The sequence below is a fragment of the Pseudomonas qingdaonensis genome, from assembly GCF_018398475.1.
GTDB classification, from domain to species: domain Bacteria; phylum Pseudomonadota; class Gammaproteobacteria; order Pseudomonadales; family Pseudomonadaceae; genus Aquipseudomonas; species Aquipseudomonas palmensis.
The window spans coordinates 937,490-955,866 of record NZ_CP074676.1 but is presented as its reverse complement, the minus strand read 5'-3'; the positions used below and the strand labels follow the sequence as shown (position 1 = coordinate 955,866).

Annotated in this window: 13 protein-coding genes and 1 pseudogene; 8 read left to right on the top strand and 6 right to left on the bottom strand. The window is 67.3% G+C overall.

Translation table 11 applies throughout. The features are described from left to right. Nucleotides 1-4: 4 nt before the first annotated feature. Nucleotides 5-1,096, bottom strand: a complete 1,092-nt coding sequence (locus KH389_RS04305; protein WP_387517202.1) for a methyl-accepting chemotaxis protein — start codon at nt 1,094-1,096, stop codon at nt 5-7. 210 nt (nt 1,097-1,306) lie between these two features. After that, nucleotides 1,307-1,588 (bottom strand): annotated as a pseudogene (locus KH389_RS27680) (PAS domain-containing protein); the annotation flags it as partial. Nucleotides 1,589-1,799: 211 nt separating this feature from the next. Between KH389_RS27680 and KH389_RS04300 the strand changes: the two are divergent. From KH389_RS04300 to KH389_RS04270, 7 genes are all read left to right on the top strand, one after another. Beyond that, entirely contained in the window at nt 1,800-2,978 is a 1,179-nt protein-coding gene (locus KH389_RS04300; RefSeq protein ID WP_213606942.1) for an efflux RND transporter periplasmic adaptor subunit, read from the top strand. Then, nucleotides 2,975-6,076, top strand: coding sequence for a multidrug efflux RND transporter permease subunit (locus KH389_RS04295; RefSeq protein ID WP_043864395.1), 3,102 nt, complete (start codon nt 2,975-2,977; stop codon nt 6,074-6,076). Before KH389_RS04300 ends, KH389_RS04295 begins: the two co-directional genes overlap by 4 nt. A gap of 9 nt (nt 6,077-6,085) precedes the next feature. Next, nucleotides 6,086-6,760 (top strand): heavy metal response regulator transcription factor, encoded by a 675-nt coding sequence (locus KH389_RS04290; protein WP_043864394.1) that lies wholly within the window; start codon nt 6,086-6,088, stop codon nt 6,758-6,760. Next, entirely contained in the window at nt 6,735-8,117 is a 1,383-nt protein-coding gene (locus KH389_RS04285) for a heavy metal sensor histidine kinase (protein WP_213606940.1), read from the top strand. Before KH389_RS04290 ends, KH389_RS04285 begins: the two co-directional genes overlap by 26 nt. Before the next feature lie 208 nt (nt 8,118-8,325). Beyond that, nucleotides 8,326-8,547 carry a hypothetical protein gene (locus KH389_RS04280; RefSeq protein ID WP_043864392.1) on the top strand — a complete coding sequence of 74 codons (222 nt, stop codon included), beginning with the start codon at nt 8,326-8,328 and terminating at the stop codon, nt 8,545-8,547. A gap of 255 nt (nt 8,548-8,802) precedes the next feature. Further along, the gene (locus KH389_RS04275; protein WP_420831969.1) at nt 8,803-10,077 is read left to right on the top strand and encodes an OprD family porin; all 1,275 of its coding nucleotides are present in this window, start codon (nt 8,803-8,805) and stop codon (nt 10,075-10,077) included. A 176-nt stretch (nt 10,078-10,253) separates the two neighbouring features. Then, a complete protein-coding gene (locus tag KH389_RS04270) occupies nt 10,254-11,756 on the top strand; it encodes a GGDEF domain-containing protein (protein WP_043864390.1) in 1,503 nt (500 codons plus the stop codon). Here KH389_RS04270 and KH389_RS04265 read toward each other — a convergent pair. Beyond that, nucleotides 11,753-12,229, bottom strand: a complete 477-nt coding sequence (locus tag KH389_RS04265) for a PA2169 family four-helix-bundle protein (RefSeq protein ID WP_043864389.1) — start codon at nt 12,227-12,229, stop codon at nt 11,753-11,755. The genes KH389_RS04270 and KH389_RS04265 overlap by 4 nt on opposite strands. 203 nt (nt 12,230-12,432) lie before the next feature. On the opposite strand from KH389_RS04265, the gene KH389_RS04260 reads away from it, so the two are divergent. After that, the gene (locus KH389_RS04260; protein WP_043864478.1) at nt 12,433-12,663 is read left to right on the top strand and encodes a DUF3820 family protein; all 231 of its coding nucleotides are present in this window, start codon (nt 12,433-12,435) and stop codon (nt 12,661-12,663) included. On the opposite strand, the gene KH389_RS04255 is transcribed toward KH389_RS04260, so the two are convergent. Genes KH389_RS04255 through ptsP form a run of 3 tightly spaced genes read right to left on the bottom strand, consistent with a single transcriptional unit; the run spans nt 12,664 to nt 18,214 of the window. Continuing rightward, nucleotides 12,664-14,403, bottom strand: a complete 1,740-nt coding sequence (locus KH389_RS04255) for a PTS fructose-like transporter subunit IIB (protein WP_213606936.1) — start codon at nt 14,401-14,403, stop codon at nt 12,664-12,666. Beyond that, nucleotides 14,400-15,356: a 1-phosphofructokinase gene (gene pfkB / locus KH389_RS04250; RefSeq protein WP_213606934.1), complete on the bottom strand. Its 957-nt coding sequence runs from the start codon at nt 15,354-15,356 to the stop codon at nt 14,400-14,402. The genes KH389_RS04255 and pfkB overlap by 4 nt, the downstream gene beginning before the upstream one ends. Beyond that, complete coding sequence (ptsP, locus tag KH389_RS04245; protein WP_213606933.1) at nt 15,356-18,214, bottom strand: phosphoenolpyruvate--protein phosphotransferase; 2,859 nt, start codon at nt 18,212-18,214, stop codon at nt 15,356-15,358. Before ptsP ends, pfkB begins: the two co-directional genes overlap by 1 nt. Nucleotides 18,215-18,377 lie beyond the last annotated feature (163 nt).

Below are 18,377 nucleotides of genomic sequence, written 5' to 3'. Positions count from 1 at the left end.
GCGCCTAGCGGCGCTGCCAGAACTCCTCGGCCAGGCGCCGGAGGTCTTCGGCCAGGCCGGCCACGTCGCTGGCGTTGGCATGCCCGTGCTGACCGGCCACCACGCTCTCTTCGCTGGCCTGGCGAATGCTGATGATGTTGCGGTTGATGTCTTCGCTGACCAGGCTCTGCTGCTCCACCGCCGCAGCAATCTGCAGGCTCATCTCGCTGATCTGGTTGACCTGCTGGCTGATGCCGTCCAGCGCCACCGCCGCCTGCTGCGCCTGCTCGACGCTCTGCCCGGCATGCTCGCGGCTCTCGTGCATGGCCTGCACCGCATCGCGGGTGCCGCGCTGCAAGGCGCTGATCATGCGCTGGATTTCGCCGGTGGACTCGGCCGTGCGCTTGGCCAGGCCGCGCACCTCATCGGCGACCACCGCAAAGCCACGCCCCTGATCCCCCGCCCGCGCCGCCTCGATGGCCGCGTTCAGTGCCAGCAGGTTGGTCTGCTCGGCGATGCTGTGGATAACCGACAGCACCCCGGAAATTTCCATGCTGTGGCCTTCCAGGGTGTGGATAACCTCGGTGGCAGCGCTCAGCGCGCTGGCCAGCTCGAGGATGCTGCTGCGGCTGCGATCCACCAGCTGGTGACCATTCTGGGTGGCATCCTCGGCATGCTCGGCGGCCTCCGAAGCCTGCTGGGCATTGCTGGCCACCTCGGCCACGCTGGTGGTCATCTGGTTGATTGCCGCCGCCACCTGATCGGCCTCGCCCTGCTGGCCCAGGGTGGTGGTGTGGCTGTGCTGAAGGTGCTGGGCCAGCTCTGCGGTGTGGCCGGCCAGGCGCTGCGAGGTGTCGCCAATGCGCCCCACCACCGCCCCGATCTGCGCCTCGAGCATCAGCAGGGCGAACTCGATCTGCCCCACGGCGCCCGCCTTGCCGGTATACAGCTGCTGGCTCAACGGGTTGTCGGCAATCGACTGCGCCCGCACCCGTAGTTGTTCCAGTGGGCGCAGCAGCACCGACACCAGCAGCGCACTGAGCCCACCGGCGGCCACCAGCTCCAGTAGCCACTGCCACGGCAGCGTCGGCAACAGCAGGCGGCTGGTGCCCAGCACCACTGCCAGCACCAGGCCTGTGCCCAGCCCCAGCTGCAACGCCAGGCCAGGGCGCGGCAGGCGTTGCCACCAGGGCAACGGGCGCTGCTGGCGCAAGCGTGCATAGCAACGTTCGGCGGCCTCCACCTGCGCCGGGGTGGGCTTGGTGCGCACCGACTGGTACTCCACCGTCTGGCCCTGGCTGGTGACCGGCGACACGAATGCGCTGACCCAGTAATGGTCGCCATTCTTGCAGCGGTTCTTCACCAGCCCCATCCACGAGCGGCCGGCCTTGAGGGTCTGCCACATCTGCGCAAAGGCCTGGGAAGGCATGTCGGGATGGCGTACCACATGGTGCAACTGGCCAATCAGCTCGTCGCGCTCGAACCCGCTGACCTTGAGAAAATCCTCGTTGGCATAGGTAATGGCGCTGGTCAGATCGGTGGTGGAAAGGATATTCGCGTCACCGGGGTAATCTACATTGCGGCCGGTCACAGGCAGATTGCTCTTCATCGAAAGCGCTCGCGTTTTTATAGGTGGAGGGGCGGCAGGGCGAGAGACTCTACGGGGCAACATTTAGTAAAACCTTGATCCAGCGCAGACTATTGGCACTTGGCCATCTGCCAGCTGACAGCGCTGACAGGTGGGCGTCACACTGCTGACCCCCAGTAGCAGCTATAACCTACTGACAGCCCTCCTTTTTCTGCCCTGGCGCCGTGCACGCATGCGAATTTCCAGCTCTCGAGTGTTTTTTTTCGGCCTGATAGCGTTGCTGCTGGGCCTGGCGCTGTACCTGACTTTCGGTCGCCACACGGCCAGCCAACCGGCCATGCCCTTGGCCACCCCGGTCAGTGTGATCCAGGTGCAGCAGCAGGATGTGCCGCACTACCTCAGCGCCATCGGCGCGGTGCAGTCGCTGCACAGCGTGCAGATCCGCCCCCAGGTGGAGGGCGTGCTGACCCGGATCCTGGTCAAGGAGGGCCAGTCGGTGCAGGCCGGTGACCTGCTGGCCACCCTGGATGACCGCAGCATCCGCGCCAGCCTCGAGCAGGCCCAGGCGCAACTGGGCCAGAGCCAGGCCCAGCAGCAGGTGGCCGAGGTCGACCTCAGGCGCTACCGCCTGCTCAGCGAAGACAACGGCATCTCGCGCCAGACCCTCGACCAGCAGCAGGCGCTGGTCAACCAGCTCAAGGCAAGCATCCTCGGCAACCAGGCAGCGATCGCAGCGGCCAAGGTGCAGTTGTCGTACACCCAGATCCGCTCGCCGGTCACCGGACGGGTGGGCATTCGCAACATCGACGAAGGCAACCTGGTGCGCACCAGCGACGCCCAGGGCCTGTTCAGCGTGACCCAGATCGACCCCATCGCGGTGGAGTTCGCCGTGCCGCAGCAATGGCTGCCGACCCTGCAGGGGCTGGTGGCCGCCGACCCCCCGGCGCCGATCCGCGCCTACCTCGAAGGCAACGGCGACAGCGGCGGCCTGCTGCTGGGTGAAGGGCACCTGAGCCTGATCGACAACCAGATCGCCGCCAACACCGGCACCCTGCGCGCCAAGGCCGCGTTCGACAATGCCCAGGCCCGCCTGTGGCCGGGGCAACTGGTGAGCCTGAAGATCCAGACCAGCATCCAGCGCGATGCGCTGGTGGTGCCCCCCGGCGTGGTGCAGCGGGGCATCGACCAGCACTTCGTGTACCGCGTCGAGGGCGACAAGGTCGCGGTGGTGCCGGTCAAGGTGCTGTACCAGGACAGCAATCTCAACGTGATCAGCGGCGTAGCGGTCAACGACACGCTGGTGGCCGACGGGCAGTCGCGGCTCAGGCCCGGCGCCCGGGTCGAGGTACTGACAGCCCCGCCCGCCGCGCCCGTCGGCGACGATGTTGCCGGCAGCGGTGTGCAGCCATGAGCGGGCGCAGCTCGATCAGTGCGTGGTGCATCGACCGCCCGGTGGCCACCCTGCTGCTGACCTTCGCCCTGGTGCTGCTGGGCGTGGTGGCGTTCCCGCAGTTGCCGGTGGCACCGCTGCCCGAGGCGGACTTCCCCACCATTCAGGTCAGCGCGCAGCTGCCCGGCGCCAGCCCCGAGACCATGGCCTCGTCGGTGGCCACCCCGCTGGAGGTGCAGTTCAGCGCCATCCCCGGCATGACCCAGATGACCTCCAGCAGCGCACTGGGCTCGACCAGCCTGATCCTGCAGTTCACCCTCGACAAGAACATCGACACCGCCGCCCAGGAAGTCCAGGCCGCGATCAACACCGCCTCCTCGCGCCTGCCCCAGGACATGCCGAGCCTGCCCACCTGGCGCAAGGTCAACCCGGCCGACAGCCCGGTGCTGATCATGACCGTCAGCTCCGCGCAGATGCCGGCCAACGAACTGAGCGACTACGCCGAAACCCTGCTGGCACGCCAGCTGAGCCAGATCGACGGGGTCGGGCTGGTCAACATCACCGGCCAGCAGCGCCCGGCGATTCGCGTGCAGGCCCAGCCGGAAAAACTCGCCGCCATCGGCCTGACCCTGGCCGACCTGCGCCAGGCCATCCAGCAGACCAGCCTCAACCTGGCCAAGGGCGCGCTGTACGGCGACAGCAGCGTGTCGACCCTGGCCACCAACGACCAGCTGTTCCACCCCGATGAATACGCCCAGCTCATCGTCGCCTACCGCGACGGCGCCCCGGTACACCTCAAGGACGTGGCCACGGTCATCAACGGCGCCGAAAACGCCTATGTCAAAGCCTGGTCCGGCGACCAGGAAGGCCTCAACCTGGTGGTGTTCCGCCAGCCCGGGGCCAACATCGTCGACACCGTGGACCGGGTCATGCAGGCGCTGCCGCACCTGGAGGAAATGCTCCCGGCATCGGTGCAGGTGTCGGTGCTCAGCGACCGCACCCAGACCATCCGCGCCTCGCTGCACGAGGTGGAGATCACCCTGCTGATCGCCGTGCTGCTGGTGATCGCGGTCATGGCGCTGTTCCTGCGCCAGTGGTCGGCCACGCTGATCGTCTCCAGCGTGCTGGGGGTATCGCTGGTGGCCAGCTTCGCGCTGATGTACCTGTTCGGCTTCAGCCTGAACAACCTGACCCTGGTGGCCATCGTCATCGCCGTGGGGTTTGTGGTGGACGATGCCATCGTGGTGGTGGAAAACATCCACCGGCACCTGGAGGCCGGCGACGACAGCCGCACGGCTGCCCTCAAGGGCGCCGGCGAGATCGGCTTCACCGTTGTCTCGATCAGCTTCTCGCTGGTGGCCGCGTTCATTCCGCTGCTGTTCATGGGGGGCGTGGTGGGGCGGCTGTTCAAGGAGTTCGCCCTCACCGCCACCTCCACCATCCTGATTTCGGTGGTGGTCTCGCTGACCCTGGCGCCGACCCTGTGCGCGCTGTTCATGCGCCGCCCGCAACACCCCGAGCACGCCGCACCGACCTTCGGCGAGCGCCTGGTGGCCGGTTACGATCGTCTGCTGGTCAGGGCCCTGGCGCACCAGCGGCTGATGCTCGGGCTGTTCTTCGTGACCCTGGCCCTGGCCATCGGCGGCTACGTGGCCATTCCCAAGGGCTTCTTTCCGGTGCAGGACACCGGCTTCATCCTCGGCACCACCGAGGCCGCGGCCGACGTGTCGTACCCGGACATGGTGCGCAAGCACCAGGCGCTGGCGAAGATCATCGAGGCCGACCCTGCGGTACGCGCGTTCTCGCACTCGGTGGGGGTTACCGGCAGCAACCAGACCATCGCCAACGGGCGCTTCTGGATCGCCCTCAAGGACCCTGCCCAGCGCGATGTGTCGGCCAGCGAGTTCATCGACCGGCTGCGCCCCAAGGCCGCCCAGGTGCCGGGCCTGGTGCTGTACCTGCGGGCCGGGCAGGACATCAACCTCAGCTCCGGGCCCAGCCGCAGCCAGTACCAGTACGTGCTCAAGAGCAACGACGGCCCGGCGCTCAACCTGTGGACCCAGCGCCTGACCGAACGTCTGCACGCCAACCCGGCGTTCCGCGACCTGTCCAACGACCTGCAACTGGGCGCCAGCGTGACCCGCATCGACATCGACCGCCAGGCCGCCGCGCGTTTCGGCCTGACCACCGCCGACGTCGACCAGGCGCTGTACGACGCCTTCGGTCAGCGTCAGATCAGCGAGTTCCAGACCGAGACCAACCAGTACAAGGTGATCCTGGAAATCGATGCACGCCAGCGTGGCAAGGCCGAGAGCCTGGCCTACTTCTACCTGCGCTCGCCCCTCAGTGGCGAGATGGTGCCGCTGGCGGCGCTGGCCAAGGTCGCGGCGCCCAGCACCGGGCCGCTGTCGATCAGCCACGACGGGCTGTTCCCGGCCGCCAACCTGTCGTTCAACCTGGCACCGGGGGTAGCCCTGGGCGATGCGGTGAGCATCCTCGAACGCACCCAGCGCGAGCTGGGCATGCCGGCCTCGATCATCGGCACCTTCCAGGGCGCGGCCCAGGCCTTCCAGAGTTCGCTGTCGAGCCAGCCGTGGTTGATCCTGGCCGCGCTGGTGGCGGTGTACATCATTCTGGGGGTGCTCTACGAGAGCTTCGTGCACCCGCTGACCATCATCTCCACCCTGCCCTCGGCGGGCCTTGGCGCACTGGCGCTGCTGTGGCTGATGGGCCAGGACTTCACCATCATGGGCCTGATCGGCGTGGTGCTGCTGATCGGCATCGTCAAGAAGAACGGCATCCTGCTCATCGACTTTGCCCTGGAAGCCCAGCGCCAGCGCGGGCTTGCGCCAGAGGCGGCGATCCACGAGGCGTGCCTGACGCGCTTTCGTCCGATCATCATGACCACCCTGGCCGCCCTGCTGGGCGCGGTGCCACTGATGCTCGGCGCCGGGGCCGGGGCCGAGCTGCGCCAGCCGCTGGGCATCGCGGTGGTGGGCGGGCTGCTGGTCAGCCAGGCGCTGACACTGTTCACCACGCCGGTCATATACTTGGCCCTGGAGCGCCTGTTCCACCGCCGCCGCAACGACCTGCCGGCGGCCCGGCCGATCGAGAACTGAGAGCCGACCATGCGCGTGCTGATTATCGAAGACGAACAGAAGACCGCCGACTACCTGCATCGCGGCCTCACCGAACAAGGCTTTACCGTGGACCTCGCCCCGGACGGCATCGAGGGCCTGCACCTGGCCCTCGAGGGCGACTACTCGGTGATCGTGCTCGACGTGATGCTGCCGGGCCTGGATGGCTACGGCGTACTGCGCGCCCTGCGTGCACGCAAGCAGACCCCGGTGATCATGCTCACCGCCCGCGAGCGCGTCGAAGACCGCATCCGCGGCCTGCGCGAAGGCGCCGACGACTACCTGGGCAAGCCGTTCTCGTTCCTCGAACTGGTGGCGCGCCTGCAGGCGCTGACCCGCCGCAGCGGCGGGCACGAGCCGGTACAGATCCAGGTCGCGGACCTGTGGGTGGACCTGATCAGCCGCAAGGCCAGCCGCGCCGGCCAGCGCCTGGAACTGACCGCCAAGGAGTTCTCGCTGCTCAGCGTGCTGGCGCGCCGCCAGGGTGAGATCCTGTCCAAGACCGCGATTGCCGAGCTGGTGTGGGACATCAACTTCGACAGCGACGCCAACGTGGTGGAGGTCGCCATCAAGCGCCTGCGCGCCAAGCTCGACGGCCCGTTCGAGACCAAGCTGCTGCACACCATCCGAGGCATGGGCTATGTACTGGAAAGCCGTGCGCACTAACTCCATCGCCCTGCGCCTGAGCCTGCTGTTCAGCCTGGTGGCGCTGGGCGTGTTCCTGCTGATCGGCGGTGCCCTGTACAAACAGGTCGACCGCAGCCTCGACCTGCTGCCGGAGGCCGAGCTGGACGCCCGCTACAGCGTGCTGGAATCGGCGCTGACCCGCTATGGCACCCGGGAGCACTGGGCCAAGATCACCAACAAGCTCAACCTGCTGGGCGAGGAAGACCGGCGTATCCGCTTCTGGGTGGTGAGTGGCGACGCGCACTACGAGTACGGCCAGCCCGACGCCGCGATACGCGACTTTGCCGCCGGCCCGCTGGGCATGCGCGACCTGCAGCTGAAGGGCCGGCCGTACCCGTACAAGGTGCTGGTGAGCGAGCTGCCGGCGCTGGACCGGCGCCCTGCCCTGCGCTTTCTGCTCGGCATCGATACCGAAACCTTCTGGCACACCCAGCACACCCTGCTGGGGGCATTGATCAGCCTGGCGGTGATCGGCGTGCTGCTGGCCTCGGCCCTGGGCTACTGGGCCGCGCGCATCGGCCTGCGCCCGCTGCGGGCGCTCTCGGCCGAGGCCCAGCAACTGGCGCCACCGCACCTGAGCGCACGCCTGTATGCGGCCGACCTGCCGCCAGAGCTGCAACAGTTCGCCGGCACCTTCAATGCCACCCTGGAGCGGGTCGAGCAGGCCTATTCACGCCTGGAGGGGTTCAATGCCGACGTGGCCCATGAGCTGCGCTCGCCCCTGACCAACCTGATCGGCCAGACCCAGGTGGCGCTGACCCGCGGTCGCAGCGCCGAACATTACTTCGAGGTACTGCAATCGAACCTGGAGGAACTGGAACGGCTGCGCAGCATCGTCAACGACATGCTGTTCCTGGCCAGTGCCGACCAGGGCAACAAGGCCACCGCGCTGACCAGCAGCTCGCTGGCCGAGGAAGTGGCGACCACCCTGGACTACCTGGACTACATCCTCGAGGACGCCCAGGTACGGGTGCAGGTCAGCGGCGATGCACGGGCGCGCATCGAGAAGGCGCAGTTGCGCCGGGCGCTGATCAACCTGCTCAACAATGCGGTGCAGCACACGGCCCGCCAGCAGGTGATCCAGGTGCATATCGAGCGTCAGGGCGAGCAGGTATGCATTGCCGTGAGCAACCCGGGCCCGGCCATCGAGGCCGTGCACCTGCCTCGCCTGTTCGAGCGCTTCTACCGGGTGGATGCCGCGCGCAGCAACAGCGCCGTGGGCAACCATGGGCTGGGGCTGGCGATCGTCAAGGCGATTGCGCTGATGCATGGCGGCAGCGTGTTTGCGCGCAGCCAGGCGGGGGCCAATACCTTCGGGATTCTGTTGCCGGCCTGAAGCCCCCATCGCGGGTCAAGCCCGCTCCCACAAGGGCCAGCGAACACCCTGTGGGAGCGAGCTTGACCCGCGATGGGCCAAACGCTGCGCTCGACTGTTGCCCGAAATGCAACAGTGCATTGCCCAATCCCCTCTGTTTCAACCCCCCACCGAGGACTATCGTACCCACACCAAATAGATAGCTTGCTATGCAAGAAGGTAGCTTCAAATGTCCAACAGTATGGGTATTGCCAGTATTTTCGTCCTGTCGTCCGTATTGCTCTCGCCCCTGGCCATGGCCGAGGAGTCCCCTGCTTTCGTGGCGCAGTACGCCGCCCGCGCCGCTGCCGCGCAGCAAGGCCGCGAAGCCCTCGCCCAGCAGCAGGACCACGCCAAAAACCTGGAGCAGACCGCGTCCAAAGGTTCTGCGAGTGCCGACAAAGACAGCTGATACGCTGCCTCTGCCTCTCTCCTATTCCCTCGACTGCTGCGCTGGCGACGTGTTCGCCTGCGTGGCCGTCTTTCAAAGCCGCTGCTATCAGCGGCTTTTTTTTGGCCTGGACAAAAGGTTCTGCGGCCAGAGATGTGTCCTCACAAGAAAACACCGCTTCGCACAATAAAAAGCTGCATCCCTCACCTCAAGGAGTCCACACCGGTGATCCACGCTTTTCGCTTCACCCCGCTGTTCGTTGCGCTGGCTGCAACGATGCCCCTGCACGCCCAGGCCGACGAGGCCGAAGGCTTCGTCGAAGGTGCGCACCTCGACGTGCTCAGCCGCAACTACTACCTCAACCGCAACCAGCTGCAGCGCGGCAACCACGACAACCGTGAATGGGGCCAGGGCTTCATCGGCAAGTTCGAGTCCGGGTTCACCCAGGGCACCGTGGGCTTTGGTCTGGATGCCCATGCCATGCTCGGCCTCAAGCTGGACGGCGGTGGCGGTACGGCGGGTTCGAGCATCCTGCCCTACCACTACAAGTACGATGGCGAACTGGGCAAGGCCCCGGATTCGTTCTCCAATGCCGGCGCTGCCATCAAGCTCAAGGCCTTCGACACCGTACTGCGTGCCGGCGACCTGTTCCTGACCAACCCGGTGATCGCCGGTGGCGAGACGCGCATGCTGCCGCAGACCTTCCGCGGCGTCAGCCTGACCAACAACAGCATCGACGGGCTGCAACTGGAAGGCGGCCAGGCCAGCTTCACCAAGCTCTACAACCAGAGCGGCCACAAGCGCATCGGCGCTACCTACGGCAACCTGCCAGATGACCGCGAAAGCCGTCACCTGAACTGGGCCGGCGCAGCCTGGGCACCGGTCGAAGGTTTTACCAGCAGCCTGTACGCCGCCGAACTCAAGGACGTGTGGAACCAGTACTACCTGGACCTGGACTACACCTGGCAGCTCGCCGACGGCGTCAGCCTCAACCCCGGCCTGCACTACTACCACACCCAGGACACCGGCGATGCGCTGCTGGGCAGCATCGACAACAACACCTACAGCCTGCACCTGGCGCTCGGCGTGGGTAACCATACCGTCACTGCGGTGTACCAGCGGGTCAACGGCAACACGCCGTTCGACTACATCACCCTGGGCGACAGCGTGTACCTGGACAACTCGCAGATGTACTCGGACTTCAACGGGCCTGGCGAGCGTTCGTGGAAACTCAAGTACGCCTATGACTTCGCCGGCGTCGGCATGCCCGGCCTGACCACCGCCGTGTCGTACTCGCGCGGCAAGCTGGACCTGAGCAAGGTCGACCCGGCCAGCGCCGGCTACAGCAACTGGTACAGCGCCGACGGCGACAATGCGCGCCACTGGGAACGCGACATGGACCTGGCCTACGTGTTCCAGCAAGGTTCCCTCAAGGACCTCAGCGTGCTGCTGCGCTGGGCCTCGCACCGTGGCAGCCAGGGCTACGCCCAGGTCGACAACAATGTGGACGAATACCGCGTGATCGTCGAATACCCGCTCAACGTCTTCTGATCCCACCGCCATGCGCCAAAGAGCCTGCAGGATGCAGGCTCTTTTCCTGCAAATAGCCCCAAGATGCCGTACATCAATCGGCACCAGCAACAGCTTGTCCGACAATCTGCACCCGCCTAGAATACCGCCGCCTCGCACCTGCCCTTTCAACGACAGCGGTACGAATCACCCCCATCATGCCTTCGCGCCTTCCGCCCCAGCGCCCGACCCTGTACAGGACTCATCCGGAGTTGATCCTTAACCTGGGCAGTTGCCTGGCGGTTCTGGCCATCATCACCATCGTGACCTTCCTGCTGGTACGCGAAAAAGCCAACGTGGGCCAGGCGGCCGCACGCTCGGCCAGCAATATCGTGCAGTTGATCGACACCGACATCGTGCGCAACGTCGAGCTCTACGACCTGTCGCTGCACGGACTGATCTGGGCCATCCAGCGCCCTGAGCTGGCCAGCGTGGCCGCGCCGCTGCGCCAGCAACTGCTGTTCAACCAGGCCTTCACCGTGCCGTTACGCGGCGACATCCTGTGGCTGGACCGCAACGGCAACGTGGCGGCCGACTCCACCAGCGTGGTGCCACGCAGCGCCAACTTTGCCGACAGCAGGGTGTTCCAGGCCCATCGCGACAACCCCGGCCTGGGCCTGGTCATCAGCCCGCCATTCAAGGCGCGCCTGGGCGAGCTGGACTGGTGCATCAGTTTCAGCCGGCGCATCAACGATGCCGATGGGGCCTTCGCCGGTATCGCGTCAGGCGCCCTGCGCCTGGCCTACTTCAGCGAGCTGTTCCAGCGCCTGGACATCGGCCGCGACAGCAGCGTCAACCTGTTCAACAGCGACGGCGTGATGCTCGCCCGCCACCCTTCGCTGCCCAGCGACCCGCTGATCGGCGCCGACCTGTCCGAGCAACCCAACTTCAAGCGCGCAATGGCCCAGGGCAACGGCAGCTTCACCGCGCGTTCGAGCCTGGACGGCAAGCATCGCCTGTACACCTTTTCACGGGTGGACGACCTGCCGCTGCTGGTGGTGGTGGCCTTGTCCACCGACGAGGTCTATGGCTCGTGGCGGCGTACCGCACTGGTGGTCAGTATCGCTACCGGCCTGTTGTGCATCGGCATCCTCTGGCTGTCGTTGCTGCTGGGGCGCGAATTGCGCAGGCGCCACAGCGCCGAGCAGGGCCTGGCCGAACTGGCAGCCACCGACAGCCTCACGGGGCTGGCCAACCGCCGTCAGCTCGACCAGGTACTGCGCCGCGAATGGGCACGTGCCCAGCGCAGCCAGCGCCCGCTGGCGGTACTGATGGTGGATGTGGACCACTTCAAGGCGTTCAATGAACGCCACGGTCACCAGGGCGGGGACGAAGCGCTACGCCAGGTGGCGACGACGATCGCGCACAGCATCCGCCGCCCGGCGGACCTGGCCGCGCGATATGGCGGGGAGGAGTTTCTGGTAATCGTGCCCGAGACCGACCTCAACGGCGTGCTGACCCTGGCCGAACGTATCCGCAGCAGCGTCGAGGCACTGCCGCCGTTCGGCGACGACCAGCACCCGGTGACCGTCAGCATTGGCGTGGGCCTGCAGACGCCAGAAGCCCAGCAGGATCTTTCGACCTTGCTGGGCTGTGCGGACGATGCGCTGTATTGCGCCAAGCGCAACGGGCGCAACCGGGTAGAGGTGTACGCCGGTTAGGAACGTGCGCGGGCGGCGTCGCGCAGCACCTTGACCTGGTCATGGTTGCGCTGCACGCCGTGGTACTGGCGCTCGACCAGGGCATATGCCGGGTCACTTGCCGGTACATTCAGCTTGGCCAGTTTTTCCAGGGCATCCTTGTAGGCTTTGAGGGCGTGGTCTTCACCGCGCTCCACTTCTTCCAGCACCGCCTTGTCGTCGTTGCTGGTCAGCGAGGACTTGAGGTTGACCCAGGCGCGGTGCATGTCACCGCTGAGGCTGGTGGTGGTTTCCGGGTCGCCGCCCAGGGAACGCACGTGCTGCTGCAGATCTGCGGCGGCGCTACGGCATTCGCCTTCACGCTGCAGGAAGAACGCCTTCAGGTCCGGGTTCTTGGCATCCTCGGCAGAAGTCTTGAAGCCCTTCTCGCCATCCTTGCTGTACTCGATGAGGTTGTTCAGAACCGAAATAACGTCTTTGTTCACGTTGGTCATGACAGTGCTCCTTTGCATGAGGGTGGTTGCGTAGTACAGGAGCAGTGTTCATGCCAGCTTTTCTGTAAAAATTAAATCCTTGTAAATCAACAACTTATAAAAATTTTGAACCTTCCCCAAGCAGCGTTTTGCATGAACGGACCTTTGGTCTCGTGCAGATTGCATGTATTGTCGGGCCTTTCCTGCACTGCTGCGCCGAGCCCATGACTCCCGAGACACTCGAACTGCTGGTTACCCGCGAAATGCCCTATGGCAAGTACCAGGGCCGGCTGATCGCCGACCTGCCCGGCCACTACCTCAACTGGTTCGCCCGCCAGGGCTTTCCCAAGGGCGAACTGGGCGGGCTGCTGGCGCTGATGCACGAGGTCGACCACAACGGCCTGGCCGACCTGCTCGAACCGCTGCGCAAGAAGCACCCGCGCCCACGCCCCTGATCAGGCCTTGGCCGGCTCCAGTGCCAGCTCGGCCACGTCCCTGCGCTTGAGCACCGCGTACACCACAGCGGTCAGCAGGCTGCCGGCGGCGATGGCCAGCAGGTACAGCAGGGCGTGGTTGATCGCGTTGGGAATCAGCATCACGAACAGCCCGCCGTGGGGCGACATCAGCTTGCAACCGAAATACATCGACAGCGCGCCGGCCAGTGCACCGCCGACCATGCTGGCGGGGATCACCCGCAGCGGGTCCTTGGCCGCGAACGGGATCGCCCCCTCCGAAATGAAGCACATGCCCAGCACCAGCGCCGCCTTGCCGGCCTCGCGCTCGCTCTGGGCGAACTTGCGTCGCGCCAGGAAGGTGGCGATGCCCAGGCCGATCGGCGGTACCATGCCGGCGGCCATGGTCGCGGCCATCGGCGCCATGCTCTGGTTGGCCAGCAGGCCCACCGAGAAGGCATAGGCGGCCTTGTTCACCGGCCCGCCCAGGTCCACGCACATCATGGCGCCGAGCAGTATGCCCAGCAGCACCGCGTTGGCAGTGCCCATGCTGTCGAGAAAATGCGTCAGGCCATCGAGCATGCCGGCCACCGGCTTGCCCACCACGTAGATCATCACCAGGCCGGTGAACAGGCTGGCCAGCAGCGGGATGATAAGGATCGGCTTGAGACTCTCCAGGCTGCTGGGCAGGCGGACCCAGTGGCTGATCGCCTTGGCCGCGTAGCCGGCCACGAAGCCTGCGACGATGCCGCCGATGAAGCCGGCGCCCAGCGAACTGGCGAGCAGCCCGCCGATCATGCCCGGCGCCAGGCCCGGGCGGTCGGCAATCGAATACGCGATGTAGCCGGCCAGCAGCGGCACCATCAGCTTGAATGCGGCGTCTTCGCCGATCTGGCGCAGGGCGGCGGCCAGGGTGCCCGGCTCCTTGTAGGCATCGAGCCCGAACATGTATGCCAGGGCGATCAGCAACCCGCCTGCCACCACCATCGGCAACATGAACGACACCCCGGTCAGCAGGTGCTTGTACACCCCGGCCCTTTCACTGCGTGCAGGTGCGGCGCCGGCGTTGCCGGAGGCACGCTCTTCGCGACCTTCGGCCAGCGCCTTGTTCAAGGTGGCCTGGGCCTGCTTGAGGGCCACGCCGGTGCCACAGCGGTAGATGCGCTTGCCGGCGAAGCGCTCGGTGGGCACTTCGATATCGGCGGCCAGCAGTACCACGTCGGCTTCGGCGATGGCCGCGGCGCTCAGCGGGGTGCGTGCCCCCACCGAGCCCTGGGTTTCGACGGCCAGTTGATAACCCAGTTGCCGCGCCGCCTGCTGCAAGGCTTCGGCGGCCATGAAGGTGTGCGCCACCCCGGTGGGGCAGGCAGTGACCGCAACGATCTTCTTCACCGCCCCCGCTGCGGCCGGCGCAGGCGCCACGGCTTCGGGGTGATGCACCTGGGCCTGTTCGGCGGCCAGGCGCAGAAAGCTCTCCACATCCTGCAGGGCCTGGGCCGGGGTGCTCTGGAACAGGCGCTTGCCGGCAAAGCGCTGCAGGTCGAACGGGCCGGTGCTGATCACCAGCACCCAGTCGGCGGCGGCGATCACTGCCGGCGAAAGCTGGCGCTCGGGATGGTCGGGGTCGTGCACCTCGACACTGGTGCTCCAGCCCTGGCGCTGCGCGGCCGCATCCAGCAGGCGCGCGCTGAGCAGGCTGGACACCTGGCCGTTGGGGCAGGCGGTGACGATGGCGATCTTCATTGTTCACCCTCTTGTCGAGCGTGGGGAATCTGCACCCGGACGGCATCTTCGAGCTGCGCCAGTTGCACGCGGTCGCCGATGCCGAAGCCGATCTGGGTCACGGCCTGGGCGGCAATCGCGGTGGCGCGGCGCAAGGTCTGCGCGGCAGGCTCGGCATTGAGCAGGCCGTGCAGCATGCCGGCCAGCAACGAATCGCCCGCGCCCACCGTGCTGGCCACCACCACCTGGGGCGGCAGCGCCTGCAGGGCGCCGTCGCGCCGGAACCAGATCACCCCCTGCTCGCCCTGGGACACCACCACATGCTCGACGCCCTGGTCCATCAACTGGCGGGCAGCGGCCTGCTGCTCGGCAATGCTGTGCAGCGGGCGGCCCAGCGCTTCGGCCAGTTCGTCGGTATTGGGCTTGACCAGCCACGGCGCGCTCTTGAGCCCGGCGATCAAGGCCGCACCACTGCTGTCCAGGATCACCTTCAGGCCCAGCGACTTGAACCACGCCAGCAGCATCTGCAGCCACTGCGGGCTCACACCCGGCGGCAGGCTGCCGGCCACCACCACCGCGTCATGCCCGCTGGCCAGGTGCTGCAGGCGCGCCAGCAGCTCGCCCTGGGCGTGTTCGTCGACCTGCGGGCCCACGCCGTTGATATCGGTGACCCGGCCATCGCCCTCCACCAGCTTGAGGTTGCTGCGGGTTTCGCCGGGCACCCGCACGAAGCAATCGGCAAAGCCGCGACGGGCCATCAGGGCCTCGAAGGGCTGCAGGTTGTCCTGGCCCAGGAAGCCGCCCACCGTCACCGAATGCCCCAGGTCGGCCAGCACCTGCGCCACGTTCAGGCCCTTGCCCGCCGCGTGGCTGTGCTGCGCGTGGCTGCGGTTGACCGCGCCGGGCTGCAGGGTGGCGAGGCTGACGGTAAGGTCCAGCGCCGGGTTGAGGGTCAGTGTGAGTATCCGTGCCATCAATGCATCTCCACCCGTGCGCGCACATCGGCGGCACTGCCCTGCACCAGCGCATCACGCGCCAGTTGCCGGGCCTGTTCAAAATTCAGTTCGCGCACCACCGCCTTGACCTCGGCAATGCTGCGCGCCGCCACGCTCAGTTCATCCACGCCCAGCCCCACCAGCACCGCCACCGCCTGAGGGTCGGCGGCCAGTTCCCCGCAGATGCCCACCCACTTGCCGTGGGCATGCGCGGCGCGCACGGTGATGTCGATCAGCTGCAGCACCGCCGGGTGCAGGCCATCGGCCTGGGCCGACAGGCTCGGGTGGCCGCGGTCGATGGCCAGGGTGTACTGGGTCAGGTCGTTGGTGCCTACACTGAAGAAGTCCACCTCCGGCGCCAGCACCGGTGCCAGCAGCGCGGCCGAAGGCACCTCGATCATGATGCCCACCTGCAGGTCGCCGACCGGTATCTCCTGGCGCAGGCGCTCGACCATTGCTCGGGCCTGGCGCCACTCCTCCACCTGCCCGACCATCGGGAACATGATGCGCAGCGGTCGCTCGCCCGCCGCGCGCAACAGGGCGCGCAACTGGCTTTCCATGACCTGCGGCCGTTGCAGGGTCAGGCGAATGCCGCGTACCCCCAGAAACGGGTTTTCCTCCTTGGCGATGGGCCAGTAGGGCAACGGCTTGTCGCCGCCCACATCCAGGGTGCGCACCACCAGCGGCCGGCCCTGCAGGCCGTCGAGCACACGGCGGTACTCGGCTTCCTGGGTGGCCTCGTCGGGCACCTGTGGATGGGCCATGAAGATCAGCTCGGTGCGCAGCAGGCCGATGCCTTCCGCGCCCAGGTAGATCACCTGTTCGATACCCGCGCTTTCACCGATGTTGGCGAACACTTCCACGGCATGCCCGTCGCGGGTCACGGCAGGTTCCAGGCGACGCGCCCGGGCCGCCTGCAGGCGCTGTTCGCGCTGCTCGCGCTCGGCCAGGGCGCGCTGCAGCTCATCCGCCGCCGGGGCCACGGTCAGGCGTCCACGCTGGCCGTCCAGCAACAGCTCGGTGCCGGCGGCGATCAGCAGCACCGCCGCGCCGGCCCCCACCACCGCCGGGATGCCCAATGCCCGCGCCACGATCGCGCTGTGCGCGGTGGCGCCACCGCGTGCGGTGAGAATCCCGGCCACCCGCGCCGGATCGAGGCGCGCCACATCGGACGGGCCGACTTCGTCCATCACCAGCACATAGGGCTGTTGCGGCTCCGCCACCTCGGCGGCCCCGCACAGGGTGGCCAGCACACGGCGGCCCACGTCGCGCAGGTCGGCGGCGCGTTCGGCCAGCAGGGCGTCGTGCAAGGCCTCCTGCTGCCGCGCTGCGGCCTCGATCACGGTCATCCAGGCCGCTGGGGCGCTTTCGCCCTGGAGCAGACGCAGCTCGACTTCATCGCCCAGCCCCGGGTCGCTGAGCATTTCCTGGTGAGTGACGAAGATCTCGCGGATGGCCTTGGCCGGGCTGCGCCGGATCAGCGCTTCGAGCTCACTGGCCACCGCGGCCAGGGCACGTTGCAGGCGGTCGCGCTCGATCACCGGCGACTCGCCCCGCAGCGGGTAGTCGAAATGGCGCAGCACCTGCACATGCGCCGGGCCGCAGGCGATGCCCGGCGATGCGGCCACGCCCTGGACCTGCGTGCCCGGCAGCGGCGCGCTCAGCACCGGCTCGAGCACCTGGGGCGCCGCTACCTCGCTCACCGGTGCCAGCGCCTCGACCGCTTCGCCCAGGCCGGCCTGCACCGCCGCCAGCAACGCCGGCAGCGCGCTGTCGGCCACGCTCGGCTCGGCAATGAACTCCAGTACCTGGCCACGGCGTGCGCCCAGGCTCAACAACTTGCTCAGGCTCTTGACCGACACGGCGGCCTCGCCGCTGTCGACCACGCGCACGCGCACCTCGCCCTCGAAGGCCTTGGCCAGTTGCGCCAGCTCCTTGGCCGGGCGCGCATGCAGGCCGTGGGCATTGGCCAGGCCGACGCGAACGCTGGGCCAGTCGGCCGGCAGCTCGCCGCCCAGCACCTCCAGCACCGCACGGCTGCTGGTAGCGCGAAACAGCTCCTGCGCCCGACCTTCGATCAGCAGGGTACACAAGCGTTCGAGCAGGGCCTGGTGCGCCGCGCCCAGGCTGGCCAGGCAGAACAGGCCGTTGAGCGGCTGGCCCAGGTAGCGCAGCGGCTGCTGCGGGGTGACGAACGCCAGGCCCGGCTTGCGCACGGTCTGCTCGCTGTGCAGCCACCACAGGCCATCGCCCAGGGGCAGCGCCTCGACCTGCTGCAGCACGGCGGCAAAGCCATTGCCGGCGCAATCGGCGCGGCGCAGCAGGCGGGCGCCACGCCATACCAGCTCTTCGAAATCCTCGGCGGGCACACCCAGGCCGATCATCTGTGCATCCAGTGCCAGCTCCTGCGGCGCCCCCTGCAGCAGCTTGAGCAACGCCTCGGCGCTGCCGGCCCGGCGCAGCGCCTGGGCCAGGTCGGTCTCGCCCAGCGCGCGGGTGAGCAATTGCAGCAGGCGCAGGTGCTCGTCGGAGCGCGCGGCGATGCCGATGGCCAGGTACACGATCTGCCCGTCACCCCAGTCCACGCCCTCGGGGAACTGCAACAGGCGCACGCCGGTGGCATGCACCAGCTCGCGGGTCTGCGGGGTACCGTGGGGGATGGCGATGCCCTGGCCGAGAAAGGTCGAGCCCTGCGCTTCACGCGCCTGCAGCCCGGCCAGGTAGCCCTCGGCCACCAGCCCGTCGGCCACCAGGCGCTCGGCCAGCAGCTGCAGCGCGGCGGTCTTGTCCACGGCCGACTGGCCCATGGAAATCTGCTCTATGGTGAGCTCGAGCATGAACCTCTCCTTTGCAGCGCCGGGCCGGCGCCGAGGTATTGTTGTGAATTTAGCAGCACCCGACACGTCGCAGGGCCGGGCGCAGGCGAAGGCCACGGCAGAAAAATCGCCTGCTGAATCGTTTAACCTAGAATAGCGTGCACGTTACTCGATAACCTGCGAA

Excerpts from the sequence above, each read along its gene's own strand:
- KH389_RS04260 (WP_043864478.1), top strand. The coding sequence starts at position 12,433 with ATGACTCCCGAGACACTCGAACTGCTGGTTACCCGCGAAATGCCCTAT.
- KH389_RS04295 (WP_043864395.1), top strand. The coding sequence starts at position 2,975 with ATGAGCGGGCGCAGCTCGATCAGTGCGTGGTGCATCGACCGCCCGGTG.
- KH389_RS04300 (WP_213606942.1), top strand. The coding sequence starts at position 1,800 with ATGCGAATTTCCAGCTCTCGAGTGTTTTTTTTCGGCCTGATAGCGTTG.
- ptsP (WP_213606933.1), bottom strand. The coding sequence starts at position 18,214 with ATGCTCGAGCTCACCATAGAGCAGATTTCCATGGGCCAGTCGGCCGTG.
- pfkB (WP_213606934.1), bottom strand. The coding sequence starts at position 15,356 with ATGGCACGGATACTCACACTGACCCTCAACCCGGCGCTGGACCTTACC.
- KH389_RS04270 (WP_043864390.1), top strand. The coding sequence starts at position 10,254 with ATGCCTTCGCGCCTTCCGCCCCAGCGCCCGACCCTGTACAGGACTCAT.
- KH389_RS04285 (WP_213606940.1), top strand. The coding sequence starts at position 6,735 with ATGTACTGGAAAGCCGTGCGCACTAACTCCATCGCCCTGCGCCTGAGC.
- KH389_RS04265 (WP_043864389.1), bottom strand. The coding sequence starts at position 12,229 with ATGACCAACGTGAACAAAGACGTTATTTCGGTTCTGAACAACCTCATC.
- KH389_RS04255 (WP_213606936.1), bottom strand. The coding sequence starts at position 14,403 with ATGAAGATCGCCATCGTCACCGCCTGCCCCAACGGCCAGGTGTCCAGC.
- KH389_RS04280 (WP_043864392.1), top strand. The coding sequence starts at position 8,326 with ATGTCCAACAGTATGGGTATTGCCAGTATTTTCGTCCTGTCGTCCGTA.
- KH389_RS04275 (WP_420831969.1), top strand. The coding sequence starts at position 8,803 with ATGCCCCTGCACGCCCAGGCCGACGAGGCCGAAGGCTTCGTCGAAGGT.
- KH389_RS04290 (WP_043864394.1), top strand. The coding sequence starts at position 6,086 with ATGCGCGTGCTGATTATCGAAGACGAACAGAAGACCGCCGACTACCTG.